This is a genomic window from Pseudomonas sp. SAS7 (genome assembly GCF_052112345.1).
GTDB lineage: Bacteria > Pseudomonadota > Gammaproteobacteria > Pseudomonadales > Pseudomonadaceae > Aquipseudomonas > Aquipseudomonas putida_Q.
Map to the genome: position 1 here is coordinate 310,705 of NZ_JBEGGO010000001.1, position 26,334 is coordinate 337,038.

Here is a 26,334-nt window from a genome sequence, read left to right on the forward strand (position 1 = left end):
TCCAGAAATAAATCGGGAGCACAGCATCCGGGATCAAGCAGCGGCTTTGAATGTGGGGTTCATGGAGCGCTTACAGACCGTTTGCGTCTGAGCGCATTGGTGACCCCGACCAACCGATGATAACCGGGCGCACCTACTGCGGTGACCAACTGCCGCCCTACGACCTGCCCGATCACAAAACGCGCATGACCATCAAGAGCCAGACCCACAAGGGGGATGGCTTTAACGAGCTGCGGTTCGAGGATGAGTTGGGCAAGGAGGAAGTGTTCGTTCACGCCCAGAAAGATCAGAACACCTTAGTCAATAACAACCAGTCCCTCTCCGTGGGCGTCGATCGTACCCACCAGATTGGCCAGGACGAATCGGTCGCCATCGGCCGCAATCGCCTGCGCGTCGTAAAAGCCAACGACACCTTGAAAGTAGGTGGCGGCAAGAACGACCTCATCGCGGGCGACTATGAAGTCGAAGCAGGCAACACCCTGCGCCTCAAGTGCGGCAAGACCCTGATCGAGATGCAGGCCAATGGCACGCTGAACATCAGCTGCGAGACCTTCAACTTCACCGCACAGCAGACCGGGCAGATCAACACCTTGGCGGCAAAGCTAGACCTCAACCCCACTGGCGGTTCGGCAGGCGCGGGAGCAAACGGGCGCGACAGCGGCTCTATCGAGGCCGACGTGGATGGGCATTTCGAATAGCGCTCTCGCTGCCGCCCAGCATTGAACTGAAAAGGACTCCCCGAAATGACCGAATACTTGACGCACGATGTGATCCTCAATCTGGGTGACGAGGCCCCCGAGGATCTGACGCTGAACATGCTGCGCTTTGCCAGCAGGCAAACCACGTTGGTGATAGCGCGTAGCCCTGTCGAAAACAACAAGACCCTGGACGCGGCCCTAGACGACCAACTGAAGATATTACGCAGGAAATCACAGGCGTTGACCCTCACCCCCGCGCAAGTGACTCGCCTTGGAAGAAATGAGCATCACGTGGACGGGCGGGAAATGGCGATTCAAATGATGGTCGGCGACAAGCCCCACTACCAGCTTCAGGCGGCCTGCCTGGTTCCGGGGCAGCAACGGATGCTGGTGCTCAACTACAGCAAGCCCGGGCCTTTGAGTGACGACGATATCAGCCACTGGCGCGCTATCAAAGGCGAGCTCCGCTTTGCCTGAACCACTCCATGGTTCAAGACAAGGACTTTCGGATAGCTAGGAGCTACAGCCAATGGCGCAGACTGTTCATGCCGCCCGGATGGGCGACGCAATTCTTCATCCATCGCTTGCCGCCGAAATGCTCAGCGCGGTTGCCGAGGCCGTGATCTATGCTGCGGCCACCGCAGCGGTAGCCGCCGCCATCAGCTTGGCCGTTGTCGGCACCGTAGCTACGGGCGGTGCGGCGGGGTTCGCCATCGCTGCGGTCGCAGGTGTGGCCGTCGGTGCGATGAGCACCCTTACCGTCGGCGAAGACCAGACTATCGGCGATGCCATTTCCAGCTTTTGCGACGGGCTTGGCAACAGCGTGGACGCCCCTGATCCCTACGGCAAAATCGAGAGTGGGTCAGGCAATGTTTTCATTAACAGCGAGCCCGCTGCTCGCGCGGCCGGCACCACCGGCCCACCTGGAGGCGGCACAGCCGATGCTGATCAAGAGGAACCCTCCATCCTGGAGAACGTTGGTTCCATGGCCATGGCCGCAGTGCCATATCTGATCCCTTTCGTGGGGCTGGGTATGGCCATACGTGACATCTTCAACCCGCCAGTGACGACACCGGCCGCCCCGGGTTCAGAGCCCGAGGAAGATGACAAGATCAGCTGTTCCCGCCACACGCCACTGCCCGAAAACTTCATTGCGCAGGGCTCGGACAAGGTATTCATCAATGGCCAGCCCGCAGCGCGCGCAGGTGATAAAACCACCTGCGATGCCACGATTGATGTGAATGAAAATGTATCACCCAATGTACGCATCGGCGGCGGTACGGCGACGGTCCGGGATATTCGCAACGGCAAGAGCAAGATTGCGATGTTTACCGGGATTATTGCGGGGATGCTGGTTTCACGGAGAATCAGGCTGCCCCGTAGACGCCCCACAACCGCACCAGTACCAAGACCCAAATCCAAAAGTTGCCCATATAAGGGTAGCCCCGTGCTGGTTTCCGCGGGTAGCAAGGTCCTTGTAGGCTCCGAGGAAATCGACTTCAGTCTTCCCGGCTTGGTGGGTATTGAATGGGCCCGAAGCTACGACAGCAATGATAGACGTCCCGATGGCCTATTAGGCATGGGATGGAGCGTACCGTATGAGGTTGAGCTCGTACGTGTACAACATCCCCATGGGGGTGAACTGTGGATTTACATTGACGAGGAAGGTAACCGACTGGAACTGGGCCGCCTCAGCGCCGGTGTCGCTTTCGTCAGTGTCGTGGACGGCTTGGCCTTCTTCCAGCTGGAGGACGGTCAGACCGTTGTCGAAGATATCCATGACGGGCTTTATCGGGTCTTCGATACCGACCCGCTGAACCCGAAACGCTCACGGCTGATCAGGCTCGGCGACCGCAATCTCAATTGCATAGACCTGCTGTACGACGAACAAGGGCGCCTGAAAGCCCTCTATGAAAAGTACGGCCAAACGGTCGTGCAGCTTCATTATGACGCCAGGCATTCCCGACGGGTCAGAGACATATCGCGGGTGTTCCTGAAGGGCGGAACACCGACTGTAGAACACAGCGAACTGCTGGTTAGCTATCGCTACACCGACAGCGGGCAACTGCACGAGGTACTGGATGCGACGGAGCAACGGGTCCGCCGCTTCACTTACACCCCCGAGGGCTATCTCAATAGCCATCAACTGGCTAGCGGTGCTGTCCGTGAATACGAATGGGCTCGCTTCGACACTCCCTCAAAGCGCCCTACTCCCAAGCGCTTAGACGGTACGCCCTACCGCTTGCCACCGCTGCTGGAACCCCAACCCGATCACGAGTGGCGGGTGATTCGCCACTGGGGGAGCGATGGAGAAGAGTACCGGTTCGAGTACAACCTGGAAGACGGCGAAACCCTCGTCACGGACAACCTCAACCGTCGTGATCACTACTACTGGGGCCCACTGTACGAGGTCTACAAACACATCGACCCTGTGGGCAACTGCTGGCAGGCGGAAGTTGTCGCGGGGCAGCTAATCAAGCGCATCGACCCACAAGGAGGCGAATGGCGCTACAGCTACGATGATATCGGTCGCCTGATCGAAACCCGCGATCCCCTCGGCCGCAGCGATCACATCAAATACTTGCGACATTGGGCATTGCCGGTCCAGCTCACCGATACAGGCGGGCGGACTCGGCAATACGGCTACGACAACCACGGCAACCTGCTTTGGCAGCAGGACCCGCTGGGCCGCAAAACACAGTATCAGTACAACCCGGAAGGCCGCGTTACCCAGATCACTGATGCCCTCGAAAAGAACAAGTACCTGAGTTGGAACACCTGCGGTCAGTTGCTCAGCTACCGCGACTGCAGCAATGCCCAGACGCTGTATCACTACGACGCCCATGGCCGCTTGCGCGAAAGCATCAACGCCCGGGGCGAACATACCCACTTTCACTATGACGCACGTGGCTATCTGGTAGAAAGCGAACGCCCGGACGGTCGCATCGATCGCTATGAAATTGACGTCGCTGGTCAACTGACGCGCTATATCGACCCTGCGCAAAAAAGCCTGCAGTTCCGCTACAACCGCAGCGGCCGGTTAGTCGAGCGTACGGACGCCATGGGTTACAGCGTCAAGTTCCGCTACGACGCCTATGGTCGGTTACTGCAACTCACCAACGAGAATGGCGAGTCATACCGCTTCGGCTGGGATGAACTGGACCGGCTGGTCGCGCAACAGGACCTGGATGGCAGTGGCCGCCTCTATGCCTACAACGTGCTGGATGAGGTCACTGGCCTTACCCATGTGCCCTCGCCTGACGAACAGCTGCCACTGTCCGACAACGCTCCGCCGACACGCACGACCGCCATCCGTCATGACTTCGAGCGCGACGCAATCGGCCGTCTTCTCAGCAAGCGCACTGAAGATGGCACCACCGACTACGGCTACGACGCTGCCGACAATCTGCTGTCCATCACCTTCACGGACAACAAAGGAGAACAACAGCAACTCGACTACACCTATGACGCCAACGGGCAATTGCTCAGCGAAACCAACAGCGCTGGCCTGCTGCAGTACCGCTATGACGAGCTGGGCAACCTGCAGACGCTGGTCCTGCCCGACCAGCGCGAACTCAACCACCTGTACTACGGCAGCGGGCACCTGCACCAGATCAACCTCAACGGGCGGGTCATCAGTGATTTCGAGCGCGATGCGGTGCATGACGAAGTCCTGCGCACTCAAGGCAAGCTGGTCACGCGCACGCACTACGACAGCAGCGGTCGCCTGGCCGGCAAGGCCATCCATTACCGCGACGCCCCTGCTGAAGTGCTGCCGCTGCTGGACAAGGCCTATCGCTACGATGCCAGCGACAACCTGGTGGCCGAGGTACTGACCCAGACCCAGCGCCGGGGCATGACCAACGCTGCCAACGATGAGAGCGCGCATCTCGAACGGATCATCGGGTGCTTCAATGACCTGCCACACACCGGCAAGAGCTACTCGGGACGCAACCGTTACGGCTACGACCTCAACGAGCAACTGCAAACCGTCCAACAGTCACGCCCCCACTGGCAAGCCACGCAGGTCGAGGATTTCAAGTATGACAAGGCCGGCAATCTGTTCGACGGGCCCAAGCTCAATGGCCTGATCAAGCACAACCGGGTGTTGGTGTATCAGGACAAGCGCTACCGCTATGACCGCTTTGGGCGGTTGTGCGAGAAGCGGATCGGCAGCAACTGGGTGCAGTATTTCGAGTATGACGCCGAGCAGCGGCTGGTTTGCGTGGAGCAGTACCGCAGTGGGGAGCGGGAGCGTGTAGTGTTTGCCTATGACCCGTTGGGGAGGCGGATCAGCAAGGAGGTTTATCAGAAGGGTTACCCAGAGCCGCGTCGGCGGGTGCTGTTCCACTGGCAAGGGCTGCGCTTGCTTCAAGAAGTGCAGAGCGGGCTGGCCAGCTTGTATGTGTATGCCAATCTTGAGAGCTATGACCCGCTGGCGCGGATCGACGGCAGACCGGGTGGCGAGGCAATTCACTATTTCCACACCAACCTGGCAGGCCTGCCAGAGCAGTTGACTGACGCTGATGGCAATGCAATCTGGCGCAGCGACTACCAGGGATGGGGGAAGACGCGGGAGGAGTGGCATAGTCCATGTCAGGCGAGAGAGCAGAACCTACGGTATCAAGGGCAGAGTCTTGATCGAGAAACGGGACTGCACTACAACACTTTTAGATTTTATGATCCAGATATAGCTCGGTTTATACAGACAGATCCGATAGGACTAGCGGGCGGCACAAACCTATACTTATACGCATCAAACGGTCTCACTTGGATCGATCCATGGGGGTGGAATAAGAACAGCCACAGCTCTATCGGTGACTGGGTATTGTACGACATAATTGACCCGGTGGGTGGTCATGGAAAAACTGGCATCGGCAAAGCAGAAAATGTCATGGCTAATGGGGCAAATAGAAGAGCTCATGCAAGCGCAAGGAAAGTGCGAAAAGACCTTACCTTCGAGAATGCATACGCCAAAATCATCAGCACGCACCAAAGCATCACCAAGGGCGAAATGAAAGAAATTGAAGCAGAGAGAGTTCGCACCCTTAGAAATCAGGGGCTTGCGTTACCGCACAATAAAGAGCGAGATAACCGCTACAATCCTAAACCGTGCCCTTAGTTGAACCAAAATCTGAACAACCCCAGAGGACAACCATGCCAAACTCGATAAAATGCATTATCTCCAATGAAGCACCATGCATTAACGATTCAATCAACATCAAGGACCTTACTGACCGAATCAATCAATACATAGCAAAAATGCGACCAACTATAAACACTGAACAGCTTAATGGGTGGAATATTTTAATCTCCGCCACCATTAAAACCACTGATAAGATTGGCATTTACAAGCGCACAACAAGATACCCATCTGACAACGAATTTGAAATCTCAATCTCCATCCCAGCCCCCAGCATTGAAAACGCATTATATGGCCTACCCCCAAAGGAACTCGGTTACTTCCTAGCTATAGACGAGAAAAAATTTATAGCAATTACACCTCAATACTCAAATTACAAAAGCCTTGACGAGTTCATCACAGACAGCATCGAACTAGCAATAAGAAAAATATTTGAAACCGGCATAACATGTCACGGCGTCAAAATTCAATTTGAGGAATAAGATTAAATTCTGTTTTGCCACCCGACCCGGCACCTCTAGTACGGCAAGATCTTCGTCATCGATAGCCTTGGCCAACACCCTTCGTTGTTATTGGAGGGCGATGTACAAGGTGTACAAATACACCGCCCTTTCGGCAATTGCTGGCAAGAGGAGACCGTCAGCGGCCAACTGCTGAAAAGCATCGACCCACAAGGGGGCGAATGGCGCTACAGCTACGATGATATCGGCCGCCTGATCGAAACCCGCGACCCCCTCGGCCGCAGCGAACACATCAAATACTTGCGACATTGGGCATTGCCGGTCCAGGTCATCGATACAGGCGGGCGGACTCGGCAATACGGCTACGACAACCACGGCAACCTGCTCTGGCAGCAGGACCCGCTGGGGCGCGAGACACAGGATCAATACGACCCGGAAGGCCGTGTTACCCAGGTCACCGATGCCCTCGAAAAGAACAAGTACCTGAGCTGGAACACCTGCGGTCAGTTGCTCAGCTACCGCGACTGCAGCGTAAGCGATCCATAAACCCCACCCGTTACATGAGGGGCAGGGAAGTCAGGTCTGCGAGTCGGGCATCTGCCCCGCTTTAGTCCTTAACCCGAACAATTGGTCTGCTAGCTGCCGGCCTCGCTCCATTCCCTCAGTCGTCAACCAGATGGATTTGTTTCTGTTAACTGGATCACTGATGAAACCCTGTTCATGCAGTCGATTCATGATCTCGAAGTCGAATCCTTTCCAGGCGTTACCTTTGTCGGAGCTATAGGCTGCCAACAGCGCAAGCACTGCGTCTTCAATCAATTTATCATCGTAGTCCATGGTTACTCCGCTCTTATTCTTCAAACGTTTCGTAGGCCCGGCCTGACCCGCGATGGGTAAAGCACTTAGCTATGTATTTTAGACGTGCAATTCCATGGCAGCAGCGCTTGGTAGTCCTCCACTGAGGACGCGAGCGGCAGGTGTTCCAGTGCGTGGTGCAGCCACGCATAGGGCTCTTGGCCGGTGGCTTTGGCCGTCTCGACCAGGCTGCAAAGTTGCGCACTGGCCATCGCCCATCTGAGCGAGTCACTGAACAACCAGTTCTTTCTGCCGATGACAAACGGGCGGATGGCACGTTCGGCTACGTTGTTGTCGATCGGCAAAGAACCGTGCTCGACGTAGCGTTCCAACCTGCTCCAGTTGCGCCTGGCGGGTGAGCTGGCGATCTTCATCGCTGCCGTCCTTAAGGTCGCGCTCGATACCATAGAGCTTGTTGATCCAATTCAGTGCGATGTCTGCCCGCCCGGTTCTGCCCTTGGGTTGCACTTTCTGTGCTTCAACGAACTTGCGCCGTGCGTGCGCCCAGCAGCCCAATCGCTCCACGCCGTCCTGCGCGGCCAGCGCGTTGTAACCGGTATAGTCGTCGGTCATGACATAGCCGCGGTAATTTCCTGAAACCATCAGTTCCTCCGGCGTCGGAATATCCTTACACAAAGCTCATGAAGCTAAACAACTCCACGAAAAACAAAGCCATGGTGGTTTACCAAGAAAAATCCTTCAAATTATTTCGCCGCTTGCATTTCCGTTCGGCAACCTCTAACACTAATCCCATCACCCGATGGAGGTTAACCATGTCCCGCCTCGCCGAGTTCCGCGCCCTCGAACGACTACTCGCGACCAAAAAGTCCGAACTCTCATTCATAAAAATCGACCCGCGCCTCATCCGCGAATTCGAATTTGAAAGCAAACTCCACAACCTGCTTGCCGAATATCAGTTCAATCTATCGAACATACTGGCCATCATCGAGAGTGAAATCGCAACCCAGGATTACGATGCCTATCAACAACCGCCCCCTGTCGTATCGTCCGCACGTTACAGGGCTCGGCAAAGCAAATACTACATAAACCCTCATACCGGGGAGGAAGTAGAAGCAAAAAGCACCCTGCACAAAACCGTAAGGTTGTGGATTCAGCAGTACGGCCGCGCCGAGGTCGAAAGCTGGGCAACTGCATGGTCGGTGTGCACGCACAAACCTGGCCTGTAGTCATGCTGTGCAGCACAGCCTGCCCTTGAGTGCTTGGCCTGCGCCCATCAAGCAACAAGGGTGAAAGCCTTCTACCCTTTATTGACGTGAATCCCTGCCGCGCCCACAGGGCAACGCAACCGTTCGGTAACCGAACAGTAGCCCGTCTCTCGAATTGACGCTGCCGCCTTCACTGCGCACCATGCACCGGCCTTGCGTGCCCCCCTGCCTGGGACTTGGTCACGCACCTGTAGCACCGCAGCTGAATACAATTTCAAGAAACGAGCAGTTTATGAACCACACCAAGACCACCCCCGCCGCGCCCCGGATGCATCAGGGTTCGATTGGCGACAAGCTTCGCGGCGCCTTTGGCGTCGGCAAGACCCGTTGGGGCATGCTTGCCCTGGTGTTCTTCGCCACCACCCTGAACTACATCGACCGCGCCGCCCTTGGCATCATGCAGCCCGTGCTGGCCAAGGAGATGAGCTGGACGGCGATGGACTACGCCAACATCAACTTCTGGTTCCAGGTCGGCTATGCCATCGGCTTTCTGCTGCAGGGCCGGCTGATCGACAAGGTTGGGGTAAAACGCGCCTTCTTCTTCGCCGTACTGCTGTGGAGCCTGGCCACTGGCGCCCATGGCCTGGCCACTTCGGCGGCCGGCTTCATGGTCTGCCGTTTCATCCTGGGCCTGACCGAGGCCGCCAACTACCCGGCCTGCGTGAAGACCGTGCGGTTGTGGTTCCCGGCGGGTGAGCGGGCCATCGCTACCGGCCTGTTCAACGCCGGCACCAACGTCGGCGCCATGGTCACCCCGGCCCTGCTGCCGCTGATCCTCGCCGTGTGGGGTTGGCAGGCAGCGTTCATCGCCATGGGCTGCCTGGGCCTGGTGTGGGTGGTGTTGTGGGTGTTGAAGTACTACAACCCTGAAGACCACCCCAGCGTGCGCCAGAGCGAGGTGCAGTACATCCAGCAGGATGACGAGCCCGAGCCGACCCGTGTGCCGTTCAGCCGTATTTTGCGCCTGCGGGGCACCTGGGCGTTTGCGGTGGCCTATGCGATAACCGCGCCAGTGTTCTGGTTCTACCTGTACTGGCTGCCGCCGTTTCTCAACCAGCAATACAGCCTGGGCATCAACGTGACCCAGATGGGCATCCCGCTGATCATCATCTGGCTGACGGCGGACTTTGGCAGCATCGGCGGCGGCATCCTGTCATCCTGGCTGATCGGCCGTGGCGTGCGCGCCACCACCGCGCGGCTGGTGTCGATGCTGATCTTTGCCTGCACCATGGTCAGCGTCGTCTTTGCCGCCAACGCCAGTGGCCTTTGGGTCGCCGTGGCCGCCATCTCGCTGGCGGTAGGCGCGCATCAGGCGTGGACAGCGAATATCTGGAGCCTGGTGATGGACTACACGCCCAAGCACCTGGTGAGCACGGTGTTCGGCTTCGGCAGCATGTGCGCGGCCATTGGCGGGATGTTCATGACGCAGATCGTCGGCAGCGTGCTGACCGCCACCAACAACAACTATGCCGTGTTGTTCACGATGATTCCGGCCATGTATTTCCTGGCGCTGGTGTGGATGTACTTCATGGCACCGCGCAAGGTCGAGAGCGCCTGAGTGCGCTAGCCACTTACCTCTACGGGGCCCTTGCGGGCCCTTTTTTTGGTCTGATTATCAGACCGTGAAAGTGCGTTTTCTGTCGGGGCAGCGTTGATTGCAAGGGGAATACAAGTCCTGTAGGAGCAGCCTTGTGCTGCGAAGAGGCCATTGCAGCCGAAGATAATCTTTAGCCTTACCGGCCTCTTCGCAGCACCAGCCTGCTCCTACAGGGGTGAAGCGGCAGACTGCGTGATGGTTCCGAAATCAGACGGTGGCCAGCACAGGAGAGCGCCTGAGGGCGCTAGCGACTTACCTCTATGGGGCCCTTGCGGATCCTTTTTCTGGGCTGATGATCAGACCGTGAAAGCGCGTTTTTTGTCGGGGCAGCGTTGATTGCAAGGGGAAGCACAAGTCCTGTAGGCGAAGCCTTGTGCTGCGAAGAGGCCATTGCAGCCGAAGATAATCTGTAGCCTTACCGGCCTCTTCGCAGCACCAGCCTGCTCCTACAGGGGTGAAGCGGCAGACTGCGTGATGGTGCCGAAATCAGACGGTGGCCAGCACAGGAGAGCGCCTTACGGCGCTAGCCACTTACCTCTACGGGGCCCTTGCGGGCCCTTTTTTTGGTCTGATGATCAGACCGTGAAAGCGCGTTTTCTGTCGGGGCAGCGTTGATTGCGAGGGGAAGCACAAGTCCTGTAGGCGAAGCCTTGTGCTGCGAAGAGGCCATTGCAGCCGAAGATAATCTTTAGCCTTACCGGCCTCTTCGCAGCACAAGGCTGCTCCTACAGGGGTGAAGCGGCAGACTGCGTGATGGTTCCGAAATCAGACGGTGGCCAGCACAGGAGAGCGCCTGAGGGCACTAGCCACTTACCTCTACGGGGCCCTTGCGGGCCCTTTTCCTGGGCTGATGATCAGACCGTGAAAGCGCGTTTTCTGTCGGGGCAGCGTTGATTGCAAGGGGAAACACAAGTCCTGTAGGAGCAGCCTTGTGCTGCGAAGAGGCCATTGCAGCCGAAGAATATCTTTAGCCTTACGGCCTCTTCGCAGCACAAGGCTGCTCCTACAGGGGTGAAGCGGTAGACTGCGTGATGGTGCCGAAATCAGACGGTGGCCAGCACAGCCATGGCTTTCTCCAGCGCCATGCGCGCGCGCTGTTCACCGCTGATGCCTTGCTCCAGCAGCTGCCGTGTGGGGATTTCCAGGCTCAGCGGCACGGTGGGCGGCAGGCCGCGCAGCAGGCTGACCAGGTCGGCATCGCCGTCACCGGGGAAGCGCCGCTCGTTTCGCGCCTGGCGCAGAATCTCGTCCATGTCGGCCGGTACCGGGCCGGCGACGTCGCACAGCTGGGCGTAGCGCATGCGCTGCGGCGCCAGTTGGGTCAGATCGTCCAGCGAAGAGCCGGAGCGATTGAAGTGGAAGGCATCCACCAGCACGCAGCCATTGCTGCGGTCGGCGTTGGCCACCACCCGCATGGCCTGGCTCAGGTCGCGTACATCAGTCCAGGGCATGAACTCCAGATGCGGGTAAATGCCATACCCCGCTGCCAGGTCACACAACGCGGCAAAGCGCTCGGTCAGACGGGCTTCATCCGGGTCGTTGCCGGCCACCAGCAGCTCTGTGCCACCCAGCTCGGCGCCTACCGCCAGAATCGGTTCGAAATCGGCCACGCAGGTTTCGGGCTTCAGGCGCAGTATCTCCAGGTCGAGCACCTTGATACCGGTGTCGCGCAGGCGCGCCTGGGTGTGCCGGCGCAGGTCGGCGTCGGCCACCAGCGGGAAATGCTGCTCCTGTTCGGTGGCCGGCACCAGGCGCAGGCCAACGTGGCTGTAACCGGCGCGGGCAGCTGCCTCGACCATGTCCGGCGGGGACAGTTCGAGGACCGTCAGGGCGGCGAGGGAGAAAATTCGATCAGTCATTGTTCGTCACCAAAAATAAGTCAAGGTCGGCTTAGGCAATCTGCTCGGGCGCACAGGCTCGGCCGCTTTGTGAGGCCTGGCGAATGGCTTCGACCAGCGCCAGGGTGCGGCCAGCGTCGGCAGCGTCGATCAGCGGCGCCTGCTCACCGCGGGCAACCCGCACGAAATGCTGCAACTGCAAGGTCAATGCCTCGCCGCTAGGAATGGTTTCTTCGCTCTGCAGCAGCGGCGTGTGCCAGCCCGACCCCGCCTCGGCGTAGTGCCAGCGCTTGAGCTGGGGAATACTCAGCGCCCCGTGGGTGCCGGCCAGCAGGTAGCACGGCTGGCCATCCTGGCGCGGGTATATCGGGCTTTCGCCAGAGTCCAGCTCCCAGCTCCACGGGGCGGCCACCGCGTCGGAGCCAGTCAGGCTACCCAATGCGCCGTTGGCGAACTGCAACAGCACTGCGGCGCTGTCTTCGTTGGCAAAACCGCGTACATCGTTACGGGTGAACGCCTGCACCTGCACCACCTCGCCGCACAGATGGCGCAGCAGGTCGAGGTCGTGGATCAGGTTGGTCAGCAAGAAGCCCGCCCCCGGCTCGCGACGCCATGGGGTTTCGAAGTAGCTATCAGGTTTTTGCAACTGCCACAGTGCGGTGACATTGATCAGCCGGCCCAGCTTGCCGTCGGCAATCACCTGGTGGGCCCGGGCGATCAGTGGGTTGTGGCGCCGGTGATGGCCAACCAGCACGGGTACATCCCGACTACGCGATGCCTCTACCAACGCACGGACTTCATCCAGGTGCACGCCCACCGGCTTCTCGACCAGCACTGGCACACCGGCCTCAATGCAATCCAGGGCGGTAGCCACATGCAGGTTATTCGGGTTGGCAACGATCACAGCCTCGGGGCGCACACGCTCCAGCATCTGCCGGTGGCCGGCAAAACAGGGCACGCCACATTCGGCAGCAAAAGCTTCGGCCTGCGGACCGGGGTCAGCCACCGCACACAGTTGGGCTTGCGGCACGTTACGCAAGTGCTGGTAGTGCTGGCGGCCCATGATGCCGGCGCCGATCAAGGCGATACGAAGGGGTGCGTTCAACAGCCTGTCCTCTTGTCATTGTTGTTTTACTGATTCTGGGACCAGATTCCAGAATCAGCACTCAACAATTTAGAACCAAGTTCAGCTTTTCAGAAGAACCTGTGAGACAGACTGTGCGGTAATCGACCAGTAATGTGCCTTCAGGCAAACAATTCGCTTGCCCGGCTGGCTGCGGACAGCTCCTGCGCCGCCGCCAGCAACAGCGGCGCAAGCTCTGCCAGGCGGCTTTGTGCCATGCGTGCACTGGGCCCGGCGATGCTCAATACGCCGATCACTTCGTCAGTTTGCGGGCGACGCACCACAGCCGCCAGGGCCGAGGTACCGATGGCCGAGGTTTCCTCGACCCAGGCATATCCCTGCTCGCGGGCACGGTGCAGGTAGGCAAGCAGCTCCTCAGTGGAACGTGGCGCATTCGGGCCGAACTGCGCAGGGTCGGCAATGCCTTGGCGCAACACCATCTGCAACGCCTGCTCATCGTCCAGGCTGGCCAGCCAGGCATGCCCGGACGCGGTGTAGAACAGTGGCGCATCGCGGCCCATGTCCGGGTCGTAGCGCAGCCCGGAGCGGGCGCCCTGGGACTTGGCTATCCAGGTCTGCCGGGCACCGTCGATCACGCCAAGGCGCACCAGTTCGCCGCTGTCCTGGGCCAGGCGGTCGAGAATCGGCTGAATGATGTCGGCACCGTTGCTCGACAGGTATCTAAACCCCAATGCCACCAGCTTGGCCGACAGCTGATAGCGGCTGTTGTCGCGGTTCTGCCGCACGTAGCCCAGCCGCACAAGCTCGGTGAGCATGCGGTGGGCCGCGCTCTTGGGAATGTCCAGGCGCTCTGCCAAGGTCTGCAATGGCAGCCCCTGGGGTTCACCGGTAAGGCTTTCTACAAGACTGAAGGCGCGTTCGATCTGACTACCAGCCATGACACAGGTCCCTGAATTTTTGCGGATTCTAGAAGATGATTCCATATGAGCGGTAGCGGGCGCAGCCAGCGCGCCGTGAAATGTCCGGTTATCGCCCAGTAGTTGGCCGGCCAAGCTGCCACGCTCTTGCAGGCTGCGGCACTGCGGATAAAAATGTGGAACCTTGTTCTAATAACAAACAGGAACGCCGCAATGCCTTCTGCAGCTCTCGATACCGAATACGATGTACTGGTCATAGGCTCCGGCGCCGCCGGGCTGGCTGCGGCCGTGACGGCAGCCTGGCATGGGCAGAAGGTGATCGTGCTGGAGAAGGAGCCCGTGTTTGGCGGCGCCACCGCCTGGTCTGGCGGCTGGGCCTGGGTGCCACGCAACCCCTTGGCACAGCGGGCTGGCATTGTGGAAGACATCGAGCAGCCACGCACCTACCTGCGCAATGAGCTTGGGGCGTATTACAACGCCGAGCGCGTGGATGCCTTCCTCGAAGCCTGCCCGCATATGGTGGCGTTCTTCGAGAAGCACACAGCGCTGCAGTTTGCCGACGGCAACGGCATCCCGGACATGCATGGCGACACGCCAGGTGCGGCCCAGGGCGGGCACCAGGTGATCGCCGCGCCGTACGACGCCCGCCAGGTTGGCGCCTTGCTGCCACGCCTGCGCAAGACCCTGCGCGAAACCTCGTTCATGGGCATGCCGATAATGGCCGGCGCCGACCTTGCCGCCTTCCTCAACATGACCCGCTCGCCCAAGGCCTTGCTGCACGTGTGCAAACGTTTTGGCCGGCACCTGTATCACTTGGCCCGCCATGGCCGGGCGATGCACCTGGTCAACGGCGTTGCATTGGTGGCACGCCTGGCCAAATCGGCACAAGACCTGGGCGTGCACCTGCAGGAGTCGGCGCCGGCCAAACGCCTGCTGATCGAAGAGGGCCAGGTACGCGGGGTGCTGGTGGGCACACCGCAGGGTGATCGGCAGATCCGGGCCAAGGCCGTGGTACTCGCGGCAGGTGGCTTCCCCAACGATAACGCCCGGCGCCGGCAGCTTTTCCCGCGTGATGCCAGTGGCCACGACAACCTGGCCCTGCCGCCGCAGGGTTGCTCCGGTGACGGGCTGCGCCTGGGCGAGTCGGCGGGTGGCGTGGTCGCTACCGACCTGAAATCGCCAGTGGCCTGGGCACCGGTTTCGCAGGTGCCGCACCGCGACGGCAGCGTCGGCCACTTCCCGCACATCATCGAGCGCGGCAAGCCCGGCATCATTGGCGTGCTGGCCGACGGCAAGCGCTTTGTCAACGAAGCGCATGGCTATTACGACTATGTGTCAGCCATGGTCGCGGCGGTGCCGCCGGATAAGGAAGTGTGCTCGTGGCTGGTTTGCGACCATCGCTTCTTGCGCCGCTATGGCCTGGGTTACGCCCGCCCGGCACCGCTGCCGGTTGGGCCGCATGTGCGCAGCGGCTACCTCAAGCGCGGCGCCACGCTCGAACAACTCGCCCAGGCGTGTGGCATCGACCCGTCCGGGTTACGCGCCACGGTCGATGACTTCAACGGCTACGCCCGCAACGGCCAGGACCCGGCATTCGGCCGTGGTTCCACACCGTTCAACCGCAAGCAGGGCGACCCGCAGCACGAAGGGCCCAACCCTTGTGTAGCGCCCATTGAGCATGGGCCGTTCTATGCGGTGAAGGTGAAGCCTGGCTGCTTTGGCACCTTTGCCGGGCTGCGCACCGATGGCAGTGCCCGCGTGCTGGACGAGGCCGGGCAGCCGATCCCGGGGCTGTATGCTGCAGGTACCGACATGGCCAGCGTGTTTGGTGGCTGGTACCCGTCAGGTGGCATCAACCTGGGCCCGGCGCTGACCTTTGGTTATGTGGCCGGGCGGCACATTGCCGGGGTGCAAGGGTACGAGTGAGGTACGCCGAAAGGTTTGCAGCGTTTATGCGATCGAGCGCCGCCCGCGCGGCGCTCGATCTCACAGGCGCTGAAACTGCTGCGGCGGACGCCTGTCAGCCTTATCTCCGGTCAGTTGCGGTCAGCGCTTCGAAGATGTCGGCAATCGCCATCACCCGTTCGGCAATTGGTTTGCGTTCACCCCAGGGCACGCGGTGCTCCGCCGCACGGCCAGCAGGGGTTCGTCTACATAGGGTTCAAACCCGCTGTTCCAGCATGACCAACGCCCCGACAATCAGCGCCTGCATGCCCTCATGCAACTCCACTTCCATCTCCGATTCTTCGCCAGCCCGGTCGGCCTCCAGCAGCGGCTCGCGCCCCGACACCGTGTACACCGTATCGGCCACCGCAAAGCCATGGAACGCCACCGTCGACAACAACCAGCGCGCCTGTTCCAGGCTCAGGCCATAGGCCTGGGCGATGTGTGCCTGGTGGTCATTGATCTTGTCGATCATCGCTTCTGTGGCTGCCAGCCTGCGGATCACATAGGGCGTCAGACCCGGGTGGGCCTTCACGAATGCCTGTATCGACGTGGCAAAGCGCGTCAGGTAGGCGTGCAACCCTTCTACACAATCCCCGTCTGCCCTGGGGATTTGCCAGCGCTGAAAGATCTCCTCGGCCACCAGGCACTTGAGTGCTTCGATGTTCGGCACATGCTTGTACAGCGCCATGTGGCTTACGCCCAACGCAGCGGCCACGCCAACGAACGTGAGGTTGGGCAAGCCGATGGCGACGCTCACGTCGGCAATCCGTTCACGGGTGATGGTGCGAGGGCGACCGCGTCCGGGGGTGCGTAGTGGTGGTTGCATCGGTTCCTCCAGGCTTTGTGAAGACAGTCTTGTAGCTGTCTTGTCGAGTTTTCGCAAATTAGTTTATAGTCATGCAACTAATTAATTTGCAGCTTTCCAGGCCCGCTTCATGTCCGATTCATCAACGCCCCTTGACGATGCCGCCCCCTCAACAAACAAAGCCCGCAGCCCGCTCAGCCGTGTGCTTTCCCCCATTCGCGGGCGGCTGGCGCTGTCGGCGGTGCTGGCTGCTGCAGGTTCGATGCTGGCATGGGTACCGCTGGCAGGCATTGCGCACATCGCACAGCTGGCCTTGAGCGAGACCGCCACATCGGGCGCCATTGGCCGGGCCATCGCAGCCAGCATCGCCAGCCTGTTCACTGGCATGGCCCTGATCACCGCAGCCGAAATACTGGCGCACCAGGCCGACAACCACATCACCCATCACCTGCGCGTGGCGATCGGCCAGCGCCTGATGCAAGTGCCGCTCGGCTGGTTCAGCGAGCGGGCATCAAGCGAAGTGAAACGGGCCATGCAGGACGACATCGGCACACTGCACAGCCTGACCGCGCACTTTTTCACCACGCTGGGCCGCGCCGTGGGCGCCGTGCTGATTTCCGTGGCCTATCTGTTCGCCATGGACTGGCGCCTTGCCGTGGTCGTGCTGCTGCCCTTCCCGGCGTTCTTCCTGTTTCTGCACCGTGCCATCAAGGCCAGCGCAGCGCATATGGGTGATGTGGTTGCGGGCATGGGGCGCATCGACAACGCGGTGGTCGAGTTCGTCAATGGCATGCCGCTGGTCAAAGCATTCGGCGGGCGCGGCAACGCGCAGGACCGCTACCATGCAGCGGTCGATACCTTTGCCGAAACTTTCACCGGATTCACCCGCCCACTGGTTGCGGCGATGGCACGGGCCAATGCCTTGATCGCCCCGGTGACAGTACTGGGGGTGGTGCTGCTGGCAGGCATGCTGTTCGTGGCGTTGGGCTGGATCGAGCCGCAGCAGATCGTGCCTTTTGCCCTGGTCACACCCGGGTTGTGCGCGCCGCTGCAGCTGTTGCATTACATCACCCACGACCTCAATAACGCCGTGGCGGCGGCCCAACGGGTGCAGGCCCTGCTGGACACTCCGGTGCTGCCGGCCCCTGCGGTGGGCGCCCTGCCCAACGGCAGCGAAATACGCGTGGAGCAACTGAGCCATGCCTACGCCCCCGGCAACAACGTGCTCCATGACGTCAGCTTCACCTTGGCCCCCGGTACCACGACCGCCATCGTCGGCCCCTCTGGCGGCGGCAAGTCGACCCTGGCGCGCTTGCTGCTGCGGTTCTTCGACCCCGACGCCGGGCGCATCACCCTGGGCGGCGTCGACCTGCGGCGGATCGAGAGCCGCGAACTGTACCGACGCATAGGTTTCGTGCTGCAGGAGGTGCGGCTGATCCATGCAAGCGTGGCCGACAACATCGCCCTGGGTAAACCGACTGCAACCCGCGAGCAAGTCGAGGCGGCTGCGCGCCTGGCCAACATTCACCCCCGCATCCTGCAACTGCCGCGTGGCTATGACTCGGTGGTGGGCGAGGACGCGCAATTGTCCGGGGGCGAACAGCAGCGCCTGAGCATTGCCCGCGCCGTGCTGCTCGACCCGCCCGTGCTGGTGCTGGACGAGGCCACCGCAGCCGCCGACGCCGAAAGCGAAGCGGCCATCCAGGATGCCCTGTCGCGTTTCGCCCGGGGTCGCACCCTGCTGGTCATCGCCCACCGGCTGGACACGGTGATGCATGCCGACCAGATCCTGGTGCTGGACCAAGGCGCCCTGTGTGAACAAGGGCGCCACAGCGAATTGCTCACCCGCCAAGGCCTTTATGCACGGCTGTGGGCGCAGGGTGGGTATCAGGACACCGTGAAAAAGGCGCTGCCAGCATGCTGAAAACCTTCCTCCGACTGCTGGGCGAAAGCGCCCCGGCGTGGCGCCGTTACCTGCTGATGACCGTGCTGTACGGGGTATTCAGTGGCCTGACCATCAGTACCCTGGCGCCGCTCATGCTGCACCTGCTGAACAGCGAAATACGCGCTGCCAGTGCCTGGTTGGCCGTGCTGGCCGCCGGCACGATGCTGTGCTGGGCGTGGCGACGCCAGGTGGAACAGGCCGGCATAAGCTTGGCGGTAGCGGTGCTGCAAGGCGGCCGCCAGCACATTGGCGCCCAGGTGGCACAGCTGCCACTGGGTTGGTTCACCCCCGACAACACCGCGCGGCTCGGGCATGTGATCACCCAGGGCACGATGGCCGTGGCCCAACTGCCGGCCCATGTGCTCACGCCGTTGATCAGTGGCAGCGTCACGCCGCTGGTGCTGTTGGTAGCGCTGTTCACCCTGCACCCACCGCTGGGGCTTGTCGCGCTGCTAGCGCTGCCGGCGCTCGCCGCGGTACTGCTGTTCAGCGCACGCCTCGGGCGCCGCGCCGATCAGCCCTTTCACCAGCACTTCGCCGCCGCCAGCCAGCGTATGGTGGAGTTCGCCCAGGCACAGTCGGTGCTGCGGGCCTTCAATGGGGAGGGTGGTGGCACACGTTTGCTGGCGCAGAGCCTGGAGCGTCAGCGCAGCAGCGGCATGGGCCTGATCATTCGTGCTTCGCTGTCAGCATTGCTCAACAGTTGGGCCGTGCAGGCAACATTTGCCGCGCTGTTGGTGGCCGCCGGCCTGTGGTTTGGCGATCAGGCGGGTGGCCAGGCGCAGGACGCAGTCGCGGTGATCGTGGCACTGGTGCTGGTGTGCCGCTTCATCGACCCGCTGCAGGACGTGGCCAGCCATGTCGAGATCCTGCGCGGGGCCCATGGCCAGCTGCAGGAAATCGAACGGGTCCTGGCCGCCAAGCCATTGCCAGAACCCGCCTCGCCCCAGCGGCCGGTGGGCGGCGCAATCAACCTGCAAGGGGTGAGCTTGCGCTACAACCCCTCCGGGCCCGACGTGCTGCAAAACGTGAACCTGCACATCCCGGCAGGCAGCATGACCGCCGTCATCGGCGCCTCGGGCTCGGGCAAGACATCACTGATGCGCCTGATTGCACGGTTCTTCGATACCACCGAAGGCAGTGTGCGCATTGGCGGCGTCGACGTGCGGCAAATGGCCCGCGCCAGCCTGACCGACACGGTCAGCCAAGTACTGCAGGACACCTGGTTGTTCCAGGGCAGCATCGCCGACAACATCCGTATCGGCAAACCCGATGCCAGCGACGCCGAGGTACTGCAAGCGGCGCACATGGCCGGCTTGGCACACACCCTCGAACGGCTGCGCGGGGGCCTCGATACGCCCGTGGGCGAAGGGGGTGCACGGCTTTCCGGTGGCGAGCGCCAGCGTGTGACCATTGCCCGTGCGCTGATCAGGCAAGCACCAATACTGCTGGTGGACGAAGCCACCGCCGCCCTTGATGCCGAGAACCAGGCCGTGATTGCCCAGACGCTGCACAGCCTGCATGGGCATTGCACCTTGGTGGTCATCGCACACCAGCTCAGCACCGTGGCCATGGCCGACCATATCGTGGTGCTGGATGCCGGGCAGGTTGTCGAGCAAGGCGCACCGGCCACACTGCGCGCCAGTGGCGGGCACTATGCACGCATGCTCGAACAGCGTCACGCCGCCAACGGCTGGCGCATCGGGGCACCGAGGGTGGAACACGACTGATGCGTGTTGCATGGCTCATCCTGTTCCTGCTGTTGTGCGCGGCCTCACTGGCGGTCGGCGTTCGTGAGCTGGCCTGGTCTCAGCTGCTCACCCTGCAAGGCGACGCCTGGCTGACCTTGACCGCAAGCCGCCTGCCACGGCTGGCCGCATTGCTACTGGTGGGTGTCGGGCTGGCGGTATGCGGTGTGATCCTGCAGCAGATCGTGCGCAACCGTTTCGTCGAGCCCGGCACCACCGGCGGGCTCGATGCCGCGCGCCTGGGCATCCTGCTGTCGCTGGGCATGGCGCCCGCGGCCGGGGCACTGCTGCGCATGCTGTTCGCACTGGCCGTGTGCTTTGCCGCCAGCCTGCTGTTTGTCACCCTCATCCGCCGCATACGCGCCCGCAACGCGGTGCTGGTGCCGGTCATCGGCCTGATGTACGGCGGCGTGCTGAGTGCACTGGCCGAGTTCTACGCCTACCGCTTTAACCTGCTGCAAAGCATGCAGGGCTGGTTGCTGGGTGATTTTTCCAAGGTGGTGCAGGACCGCTACGAAATCCTCTACCTGATTGTACCGATCGTGCTGCTCACCTACCTGTACGCACAGCGCTTCACCGTGCTGGGCATGGGCGAAGGCATGGCCACCAGCCTGGGCCTGAACTACACCGCCAACGTGACGTTGGGCCTGCTGCTGGTAGCAGTGACGGTGTCGGCCAGCGTGATCATCGTCGGCGCCATCCCCTTCGTCGGCCTGGTGGTGCCCAACCTGGTCGCCCTGCGCCATGGCGACAACCTGCGCCGCACCCTGCCACTGGTGGCGCTGGGCGGTGCGGCCTTACTGCTGGTCTGCGACCTGCTCGGGCGGTTGCTGATCTACCCGTTCGAAGTGCCCATCGGCCTGACTGCAGGCGGCCTGGGCGGGCTGATCTTCCTCGGGCTGATCATCTGGAGGCAGCGATGAAAGGCCGACACTGCATGTGGCTGGCCGTGGTCGCCCTGGCCACGCTGTTCGTGTTCGTCAACGTCGGGGCGGATTTCGCCTACCTCATCCCCAAGCGCCTTGTGCGCCTGGCGGCCATGGTAATCGGTGGCGTTTGCGTGGCCTGCTCCGCCATCGCCTTCCAGACCCTTTCCGGCAATCGCATCCTCACCCCGGCGATCATGGGCTACGAAGCCGTGTACCTGCTGCTGCAGGCGCTGCTGGTGCTGGGCATGGGCGTGCAGGGGCTGATGGTACTCGGCAGTGAGGGCAATTTCCTGCTCTCGGTGCTGCTGATGCTCGGCTACTCCTGGGCCCTGCACCGCTGGCTGTTTCGTGACGGCAAAAACAATGTGTACTTCCTGCTGCTGGTCGGCCTGGTGCTGACCATGGTCATGGCCACATTCACCCAGTTCGTCCAGCTTAAAGTCAGCCCCGGCGAGTTCTCGATGCTGCTGGGCTACACCCAGGCTTCGTTCAACCGGGCATCGCCGCAGTTGCTGCTGTATTCGGCCGTGCTGGTGGCGGGCGTGTGTGTGCTGCTGGCCCGGGCCGTACCGGTGCTGGACGTGCTGGCACTCGGGCGCGACCAGGCCATTTCGCTGGGCGTGGACTACCGGCGCAACGTGCGCCTGCTGCTGGCGCTGATCGCCGCGCTGGTCGCGGTGTCGACCAGCCTGTTGGGGCCCACGGCATTCATGGGCGTGTTCGTCGCCAACATCACCTATGCGATGGCCGGTACCTTCCGCCACCGGGTCACCCTGGGCCTCGGCAGCGCCGTGGCCATTGCCGTGTTCATTGCCGCCCAGTTGCTGGTCGAGCATATCTTCAACTACAGGACCACCGTCGGCATCCTCGTGAACCTGGTGTGTGGCACCTACTTCCTCGCCCTGATGGTGCGCAACCGGGGAGCCGCATGATTACTGTTCACGACCTGCACAAAACCTATGGCAGCAAGGTGGTGTTGAGCGGGGTAAGCGCCAGCTTCCCGCGCGGGCAGCTGACCTCGCTGATCGGCCCCAATGGCGCCGGCAAGACCACCTTGCTGATGATGCTGGCCCGGTTGCTGGCGCCTGGCAGCGGTGACATACGCCTGGACGGGCAAAGCATCGACAACATCGCCATTGGCGACTATGCCCGACGCGTCGCCACCCTGCGCCAGTCGGTCGACTTCAACCTGCGCCTGACCGTCGACGAGCTGGTCGCGTTCGGCCGCTTCCCCTACAGCCGTGGTGCGCTCACCGCTGCAGACCGTCGGGCCATCGACCAGGCCATTGCCTTTCTGTCCCTGGAGCCGCTGCGCCAGGCTTATCTCGATGAACTCAGCGGCGGCCAGCGGCAAATGGCCTTTCTGGCCATGACCATCGCCCAACAGACCGACTACCTGCTGCTGGACGAGCCGTTGAACAACCTCGATATGCGCCACGCCGTGCAGATCATGCGCGCCTTGCGCCGGTTGTGCGACGCGTTCGGCCGCACGGTGATCCTGGTAGTGCACGACATCAACTTCGCCGCCGCCTACTCAGACTACATCGTCGCCATGCAGGGTGGCCGTGTGCATTGCAGCGGCAGCGTCGAGCAGGTTGTGACCGAGCAACAGCTGCACGCGCTGTACGGGCTGGATTTCGACATCACCCACGGCGCGCGCGGCCGCCTGTGCAACTACTTCAACCCACCCGGAGAACAGCAATGAACCGCAACCACCCCGCCAGCGGCTGGCCATTGGCACTACTGCTAGGCGCCACCCTCGCCCTGCACGGCTGCGACCAGCCCACGGCAACCACGGCGGCAACCGTGAAAACCGCGCAGCATGGCGACTACACGGCGGTTACCGTGCAACACAAGCTGGGCACCACGGTGATCAGTCAACTGCCACAGCGCACGGTGGCACTGGACATGAACGAAGTGGACTTCCTCGACCAGTTGGGCGTGCCCGTGGCGGGCATGCCCAAGGACTTCGTGCCGGACTTTCTTGCACGCTACAAGGATGCCGGGCAAACGGCAGATGTCGGCTCGATCGTGCAGCCCAACCTGGAGCGGGTGCATGCGGCGCGGCCTGACCTGATCCTGATCACCTCGCTGCAGGCCAACCACTATGGCGAACTGAGCGAAATGGCCCCGACCCTGCACTTCGATGTGGACTATCGCGACAGCGAAACCGGGCATGTCGCCATGATCAAGCAGCACCTGGTCAGCCTGGGCCAGGTGTTCGGCAAGCAGGACCTGGCCCAGCGCCAGGTTGACGCCCTGGAGGCCAGGCTGGCCCAGGCGCGCAGCGTCACCCGTGACCGCCCGGAGCGGGCCCTGGTGGTGCTGCACAACAACGGCGCCTTCAGCGCCTTCGGCGTGCAGTCACGCTACGGTTTCATCTTCAACGACCTGGGCGTCAAGCCGGCCACCACTACCCTGGATACCGGCCTGCATGGCCAGCCGATTTCCAGTGAGTTCATCCAGCAGGCCAACCCCGACATCCTCTATGTGGTGGATCGCACCGCCGTCATGGAGCACCGCCCGCTGATGACGCCTGAAACGCTGGGCAACCCGCTGCTGCGCCAGACCAACGCGTGGAAGCACGGCCGCGTGGTGTTCGTCGACCCGCAGGCCTGGTACGTCACGGCCGCCAGCCCGACCTCACTGGCCTTGATCGCGGCTGACGTGATCAAGGGCTATCAGGACTAGGCACTGCCTTTTTGCAAATGCCTGCCACTGCGTTAGCGCGTGATTCTCGTTTGCCTTACGTCTTCGTTTTGTAAAACCAAAAACACCAACCTGCCATCTGTCCCTCTGGAGCCATCGCGTGTCCATCCGTCCCTTGCACACACTCTCGTCCCCTGCCCTGACATTGCCTGCGCTACCGCGCACCCCGCTGGCACATGCCGTATTCATCGGCTTGGCCTTCGGTAGCTGCACAATGGCACCAATCCCCGTACACGCCGAGACCGGCAACCCCCGCCCCCGCTTGGCTACTGAAGAGAAACCCGCCACCCCGGAGCTGGCTGCCACCCTGATCGACGCCCAGGCCAGCGCTGTCGATCCACTGCCACCGGTGTATGCCGGCGGCCAGGTGGCCACCGGCGGGCGCGTAGGCCTGCTGGGCAACAAAGACTTCATGGAAACGCCGTTCAGCACCGTCAGCTACACCGACACCTACATTCAGGACCTGCAGGCCCGGGACATCACCGACGTCATCGCCGCCACCGACCCGTCGGTGTTCAGCAACGGCCTGACCGGCACCTACAGCGAGAACTACTCGATCCGCGGCTTCCAGACCAGCGTCAGTGACATGACTGTCGATGGCCTGTTCGGCATGGCCCCCTACTACCGCGCCTCACCCGAAATGTACGAACGCATCGAAGTACTCAAAGGCCCGTCGGCGCTGCTTAACGGCATGCCGCCCGGCGGTTCGGTGGGCGGGGTCGTCAACCTGATTCCCAAGCGCGCTGGCGACACGCCGCTGACCCGGCTGACCGCCACCTACGCTTCCGATGCCCAGCTTGGCGGCCATGTCGACGTTGGCCGGCGCTTCGGTGAGGGCAACCAGTTTGGCGTGCGATTCAACGGCATGTACCGCGACGGCGACACTGCCATCGACGATCAACGCCAGCGCAACGTGCTGTCTTCTCTGGCCCTGGACTGGCGTGGCGAACGTGGCAAGCTGTCGCTCGACCTGTTCGATACCGACGACCACATCAGCGGCCAGAACCGCGGCATGGGCCTGGCCGCTGGGGTGCCAGTCCCCAAACCGCCAAAAAACGACACACTGCTCAACCCCGACTGGGCTTATGTGGAAACCAAGGACAAGGGCGTCATCCTGCGCGGCGAGTACGAGCTGAACGAGCAGTTGCTGGCCTATGGCGCGGTCGGCACCAGCAAGACGGACTATCGCTACAGCGGCGCACTCACAGCTACGGTGAACAACAGCGCCGGTGATTTCACCACCGCGATGGGCCAGTTGCAGATGGAGATCCACAAGACCTCTGCCGAGGTCGGGCTGCGTGGCCATTTCGACACCTTCGGCATCAACCACCAATGGTCGGTCAACGCCACCCAGTACAGCGACACGCAAAAGGACTTCGGCCGCCGCGCCGCTGGCTCGAACTGGACGACCAATATCTACAACCCGGTCTGGGGCCCGAAGGTATCGGAGGCCTGGCCGCTGATCGCCCACACGGAGAACGACCTGAAAAGCTATGGCATCGCCGACACCCTGTCGGTGCTGGACGACCGCGTGCAACTGACCCTCGGCGTACGTCGCCAGGAAGTGGTCACCGACACTTACAACACCAATACCGGTGCCCGCAACAAACCAGGCTATGACACCCACGCCACCACCCCCGCCGGGGCCATCCTGTTCAAGCTGACCGATGAGCTATCGCTGTACGCCAACTACATCGAAGGCCTGAGTAAAGGCGCGGCCGCACCGATCACCGCTGCCAACTATGGCGACGTGTTCGCGCCATACAAATCAAAACAGAAGGAAATCGGCCTCAAGCTCGACCTGGGCACCTTCAGCCACACCTTGGCGCTGTATGAAATCAAGCGCCCGGGCAGCTACACCGACCCGGTCACCAACATCTTTTCGTTCGGTGGCGAGCAGCGTAACCGGGGCGTGGAATGGAGCTTCTTCGGTGCCCCTCTGCCCGACGTGCGCCTGATGGGGGGCGTGGCTTATGTCGACCCCAAGCTGACCAAGACCGCAGGCGGTGCCAACGATGGCAAGACCGCCACGGCCTACCCCAAGCTGCAGGGTAAGCTGGGCATGGAGTGGGACATCCCCGGCCTGGATGGGCTGACCCTGACCGGCAACGTGACCTCACAGTCCAAGCAATACATCAATGCCGAGAACAGCCTGTCGATTCCGGGTTACACGATCCTCGACGTGGGCGCCCGTTATGTGACCCAGGTCGCCAGCAAGCCGGTCACCTTGCGAGCGAACATAGCCAACCTGGGGGACAAGGACTACTGGGGTGTGCCACTGACCCAGACCCTGGGGTTGGGGGCGCCGCGGACCTATCAGCTGTCGGCTAGCGTGGACTTCTAACCGACAATTGTGCGGTGCCTGTGGGGGCCTCTTCGCGGGTGAACCCGCTCCCACAGGTACTGCACCGGCCTCAGGTGCAGTGCGATAC

20 protein-coding genes and 1 pseudogene are annotated in these 26,334 nt (G+C 61.6%); 15 read left to right on the forward strand and 6 right to left on the reverse strand.

From position 1 onward, the window contains the following. The first annotated feature begins 185 nt into the window (after nucleotides 1-185). The 5 genes from ABI582_RS01480 to ABI582_RS01500 all read left to right on the forward strand — a co-directional run bounded on the left by ABI582_RS01480 (nucleotide 186) and on the right by ABI582_RS01500 (nucleotide 6,848). Nucleotides 186-698, forward strand: a complete 513-nt coding sequence (locus ABI582_RS01480) for a bacteriophage T4 gp5 trimerisation domain-containing protein (RefSeq protein ID WP_442118178.1) — start codon at nucleotides 186-188, stop codon at nucleotides 696-698. Nucleotides 699-743: 45 nt separating this feature from the next. Further along, nucleotides 744-1,175, forward strand: coding sequence for a DcrB-related protein (locus ABI582_RS01485; protein ID WP_442118179.1), 432 nt, complete (start codon nucleotides 744-746; stop codon nucleotides 1,173-1,175). A 52-nt stretch (nucleotides 1,176-1,227) separates the two neighbouring features. After that, nucleotides 1,228-5,820 (forward strand): RHS repeat-associated core domain-containing protein, encoded by a 4,593-nt coding sequence (locus ABI582_RS01490; RefSeq protein WP_442118180.1) that lies wholly within the window; start codon nucleotides 1,228-1,230, stop codon nucleotides 5,818-5,820. Nucleotides 5,821-5,855: 35 nt separating this feature from the next. Further along, complete coding sequence (gene imm9, locus ABI582_RS01495) at nucleotides 5,856-6,323, forward strand: Imm9 family immunity protein (protein ID WP_442118181.1); 468 nt, start codon at nucleotides 5,856-5,858, stop codon at nucleotides 6,321-6,323. Nucleotides 6,324-6,407: 84 nt separating this feature from the next. Beyond that, nucleotides 6,408-6,848, forward strand: coding sequence for a hypothetical protein (locus tag ABI582_RS01500; RefSeq protein ID WP_442118182.1), 441 nt, complete (start codon nucleotides 6,408-6,410; stop codon nucleotides 6,846-6,848). Nucleotides 6,849-6,878: 30 nt separating this feature from the next. On the opposite strand, the gene ABI582_RS01505 is transcribed toward ABI582_RS01500, so the two are convergent. Further along, nucleotides 6,879-7,139, reverse strand: a complete 261-nt coding sequence (locus ABI582_RS01505; RefSeq protein ID WP_442118183.1) for a DUF6429 family protein — start codon at nucleotides 7,137-7,139, stop codon at nucleotides 6,879-6,881. 65 nt (nucleotides 7,140-7,204) lie between these two features. After that, nucleotides 7,205-7,745 (reverse strand): annotated as a pseudogene (locus ABI582_RS01510) (IS66 family transposase); the annotation flags it as partial. Between the two features lie 185 nt (nucleotides 7,746-7,930). Here ABI582_RS01510 and ABI582_RS01515 point away from each other — a divergent pair. Together ABI582_RS01515 and ABI582_RS01520 are read left to right on the forward strand one after the other, a co-directional pair. Continuing rightward, nucleotides 7,931-8,344, forward strand: coding sequence for a histone-like nucleoid-structuring protein, MvaT/MvaU family (locus tag ABI582_RS01515; RefSeq protein WP_442118184.1), 414 nt, complete (start codon nucleotides 7,931-7,933; stop codon nucleotides 8,342-8,344). A 307-nt stretch (nucleotides 8,345-8,651) separates the two neighbouring features. Further along, nucleotides 8,652-9,941: an MFS transporter gene (locus ABI582_RS01520; protein WP_371855216.1), complete on the forward strand. Its 1,290-nt coding sequence runs from the start codon at nucleotides 8,652-8,654 to the stop codon at nucleotides 9,939-9,941. Between the two features lie 1,082 nt (nucleotides 9,942-11,023). Here the strand turns inward: ABI582_RS01520 and ABI582_RS01525 are convergent. The 3 genes from ABI582_RS01525 to ABI582_RS01535 all read right to left on the reverse strand — a co-directional run bounded on the left by ABI582_RS01525 (nucleotide 11,024) and on the right by ABI582_RS01535 (nucleotide 13,840). Next, nucleotides 11,024-11,839, reverse strand: coding sequence for a sugar phosphate isomerase/epimerase family protein (locus ABI582_RS01525; RefSeq protein ID WP_338746970.1), 816 nt, complete (start codon nucleotides 11,837-11,839; stop codon nucleotides 11,024-11,026). A gap of 31 nt (nucleotides 11,840-11,870) precedes the next feature. Continuing rightward, nucleotides 11,871-12,923, reverse strand: a complete 1,053-nt coding sequence (locus ABI582_RS01530; RefSeq protein ID WP_338746969.1) for a Gfo/Idh/MocA family protein — start codon at nucleotides 12,921-12,923, stop codon at nucleotides 11,871-11,873. Between the two features lie 140 nt (nucleotides 12,924-13,063). Next, nucleotides 13,064-13,840: an IclR family transcriptional regulator gene (locus ABI582_RS01535; protein WP_442118185.1), complete on the reverse strand. Its 777-nt coding sequence runs from the start codon at nucleotides 13,838-13,840 to the stop codon at nucleotides 13,064-13,066. 192 nt (nucleotides 13,841-14,032) lie between these two features. Between ABI582_RS01535 and ABI582_RS01540 the strand changes: the two genes are divergently transcribed. After that, nucleotides 14,033-15,745: an FAD-dependent oxidoreductase gene (locus tag ABI582_RS01540; protein ID WP_442118186.1), complete on the forward strand. Its 1,713-nt coding sequence runs from the start codon at nucleotides 14,033-14,035 to the stop codon at nucleotides 15,743-15,745. Nucleotides 15,746-15,980: 235 nt separating this feature from the next. On the opposite strand, the gene ABI582_RS01545 is transcribed toward ABI582_RS01540, so the two are convergent. Next, on the reverse strand, nucleotides 15,981-16,592 hold the full coding sequence (locus tag ABI582_RS01545; RefSeq protein ID WP_442118187.1) for a TetR/AcrR family transcriptional regulator: 612 nt from the start codon (nucleotides 16,590-16,592) through the stop codon (nucleotides 15,981-15,983). Nucleotides 16,593-16,701: 109 nt separating this feature from the next. On the opposite strand from ABI582_RS01545, the gene ABI582_RS01550 reads away from it, so the two are divergent. The 7 genes from ABI582_RS01550 to ABI582_RS01580 all read left to right on the forward strand — a co-directional run bounded on the left by ABI582_RS01550 (nucleotide 16,702) and on the right by ABI582_RS01580 (nucleotide 26,246). Continuing rightward, a complete protein-coding gene (locus ABI582_RS01550) occupies nucleotides 16,702-18,495 on the forward strand; it encodes an ABC transporter ATP-binding protein (RefSeq protein WP_442118188.1) in 1,794 nt (597 codons plus the stop codon). Further along, nucleotides 18,489-20,246 carry an ABC transporter ATP-binding protein gene (locus tag ABI582_RS01555; RefSeq protein ID WP_442118189.1) on the forward strand — a complete coding sequence of 586 codons (1,758 nt, stop codon included), beginning with the start codon at nucleotides 18,489-18,491 and terminating at the stop codon, nucleotides 20,244-20,246. The genes ABI582_RS01550 and ABI582_RS01555 overlap by 7 nt, the downstream gene beginning before the upstream one ends. Continuing rightward, nucleotides 20,246-21,187: an ABC transporter permease gene (locus tag ABI582_RS01560; protein WP_442118190.1), complete on the forward strand. Its 942-nt coding sequence runs from the start codon at nucleotides 20,246-20,248 to the stop codon at nucleotides 21,185-21,187. Before ABI582_RS01555 ends, ABI582_RS01560 begins: the two co-directional genes overlap by 1 nt. Next, nucleotides 21,184-22,125 carry an iron chelate uptake ABC transporter family permease subunit gene (locus ABI582_RS01565; protein ID WP_442118191.1) on the forward strand — a complete coding sequence of 314 codons (942 nt, stop codon included), beginning with the start codon at nucleotides 21,184-21,186 and terminating at the stop codon, nucleotides 22,123-22,125. Before ABI582_RS01560 ends, ABI582_RS01565 begins: the two co-directional genes overlap by 4 nt. Further along, nucleotides 22,122-22,898, forward strand: coding sequence for an iron ABC transporter ATP-binding protein (locus ABI582_RS01570; RefSeq protein ID WP_338746961.1), 777 nt, complete (start codon nucleotides 22,122-22,124; stop codon nucleotides 22,896-22,898). The genes ABI582_RS01565 and ABI582_RS01570 overlap by 4 nt, the downstream gene beginning before the upstream one ends. Beyond that, nucleotides 22,895-23,884 carry a siderophore ABC transporter substrate-binding protein gene (locus ABI582_RS01575; RefSeq protein ID WP_442118192.1) on the forward strand — a complete coding sequence of 330 codons (990 nt, stop codon included), beginning with the start codon at nucleotides 22,895-22,897 and terminating at the stop codon, nucleotides 23,882-23,884. The genes ABI582_RS01570 and ABI582_RS01575 overlap by 4 nt, the downstream gene beginning before the upstream one ends. A 118-nt stretch (nucleotides 23,885-24,002) precedes the next feature. Beyond that, entirely contained in the window at nucleotides 24,003-26,246 is a 2,244-nt protein-coding gene (locus tag ABI582_RS01580) for a TonB-dependent receptor (protein ID WP_442118193.1), read from the forward strand. Nucleotides 26,247-26,334 lie beyond the last annotated feature (88 nt).

What these genes read in the sequence shown, in the direction of transcription:
- ABI582_RS01480 (WP_442118178.1), top strand. Translation starts at nt 186, where the DNA reads ATGACCATCAAGAGCCAGACCCACAAGGGGGATGGCTTTAACGAGCTG.
- ABI582_RS01485 (WP_442118179.1), top strand. Translation starts at nt 744, where the DNA reads ATGACCGAATACTTGACGCACGATGTGATCCTCAATCTGGGTGACGAG.
- ABI582_RS01490 (WP_442118180.1), top strand. Translation starts at nt 1,228, where the DNA reads ATGGCGCAGACTGTTCATGCCGCCCGGATGGGCGACGCAATTCTTCAT.
- imm9 (WP_442118181.1), top strand. Translation starts at nt 5,856, where the DNA reads ATGCCAAACTCGATAAAATGCATTATCTCCAATGAAGCACCATGCATT.
- ABI582_RS01505 (WP_442118183.1), bottom strand. Translation starts at nt 7,139, where the DNA reads ATGGACTACGATGATAAATTGATTGAAGACGCAGTGCTTGCGCTGTTG.
- ABI582_RS01515 (WP_442118184.1), top strand. Translation starts at nt 7,931, where the DNA reads ATGTCCCGCCTCGCCGAGTTCCGCGCCCTCGAACGACTACTCGCGACC.
- ABI582_RS01520 (WP_371855216.1), top strand. Translation starts at nt 8,652, where the DNA reads ATGCATCAGGGTTCGATTGGCGACAAGCTTCGCGGCGCCTTTGGCGTC.
- ABI582_RS01525 (WP_338746970.1), bottom strand. Translation starts at nt 11,839, where the DNA reads ATGACTGATCGAATTTTCTCCCTCGCCGCCCTGACGGTCCTCGAACTG.
- ABI582_RS01535 (WP_442118185.1), bottom strand. Translation starts at nt 13,840, where the DNA reads ATGGCTGGTAGTCAGATCGAACGCGCCTTCAGTCTTGTAGAAAGCCTT.
- ABI582_RS01540 (WP_442118186.1), top strand. Translation starts at nt 14,033, where the DNA reads ATGCCTTCTGCAGCTCTCGATACCGAATACGATGTACTGGTCATAGGC.
- ABI582_RS01545 (WP_442118187.1), bottom strand. Translation starts at nt 16,592, where the DNA reads ATGCAACCACCACTACGCACCCCCGGACGCGGTCGCCCTCGCACCATC.
- ABI582_RS01550 (WP_442118188.1), top strand. Translation starts at nt 16,702, where the DNA reads ATGTCCGATTCATCAACGCCCCTTGACGATGCCGCCCCCTCAACAAAC.
- ABI582_RS01555 (WP_442118189.1), top strand. Translation starts at nt 18,489, where the DNA reads ATGCTGAAAACCTTCCTCCGACTGCTGGGCGAAAGCGCCCCGGCGTGG.
- ABI582_RS01560 (WP_442118190.1), top strand. Translation starts at nt 20,246, where the DNA reads ATGCGTGTTGCATGGCTCATCCTGTTCCTGCTGTTGTGCGCGGCCTCA.
- ABI582_RS01565 (WP_442118191.1), top strand. Translation starts at nt 21,184, where the DNA reads ATGAAAGGCCGACACTGCATGTGGCTGGCCGTGGTCGCCCTGGCCACG.
- ABI582_RS01570 (WP_338746961.1), top strand. Translation starts at nt 22,122, where the DNA reads ATGATTACTGTTCACGACCTGCACAAAACCTATGGCAGCAAGGTGGTG.
- ABI582_RS01575 (WP_442118192.1), top strand. Translation starts at nt 22,895, where the DNA reads ATGAACCGCAACCACCCCGCCAGCGGCTGGCCATTGGCACTACTGCTA.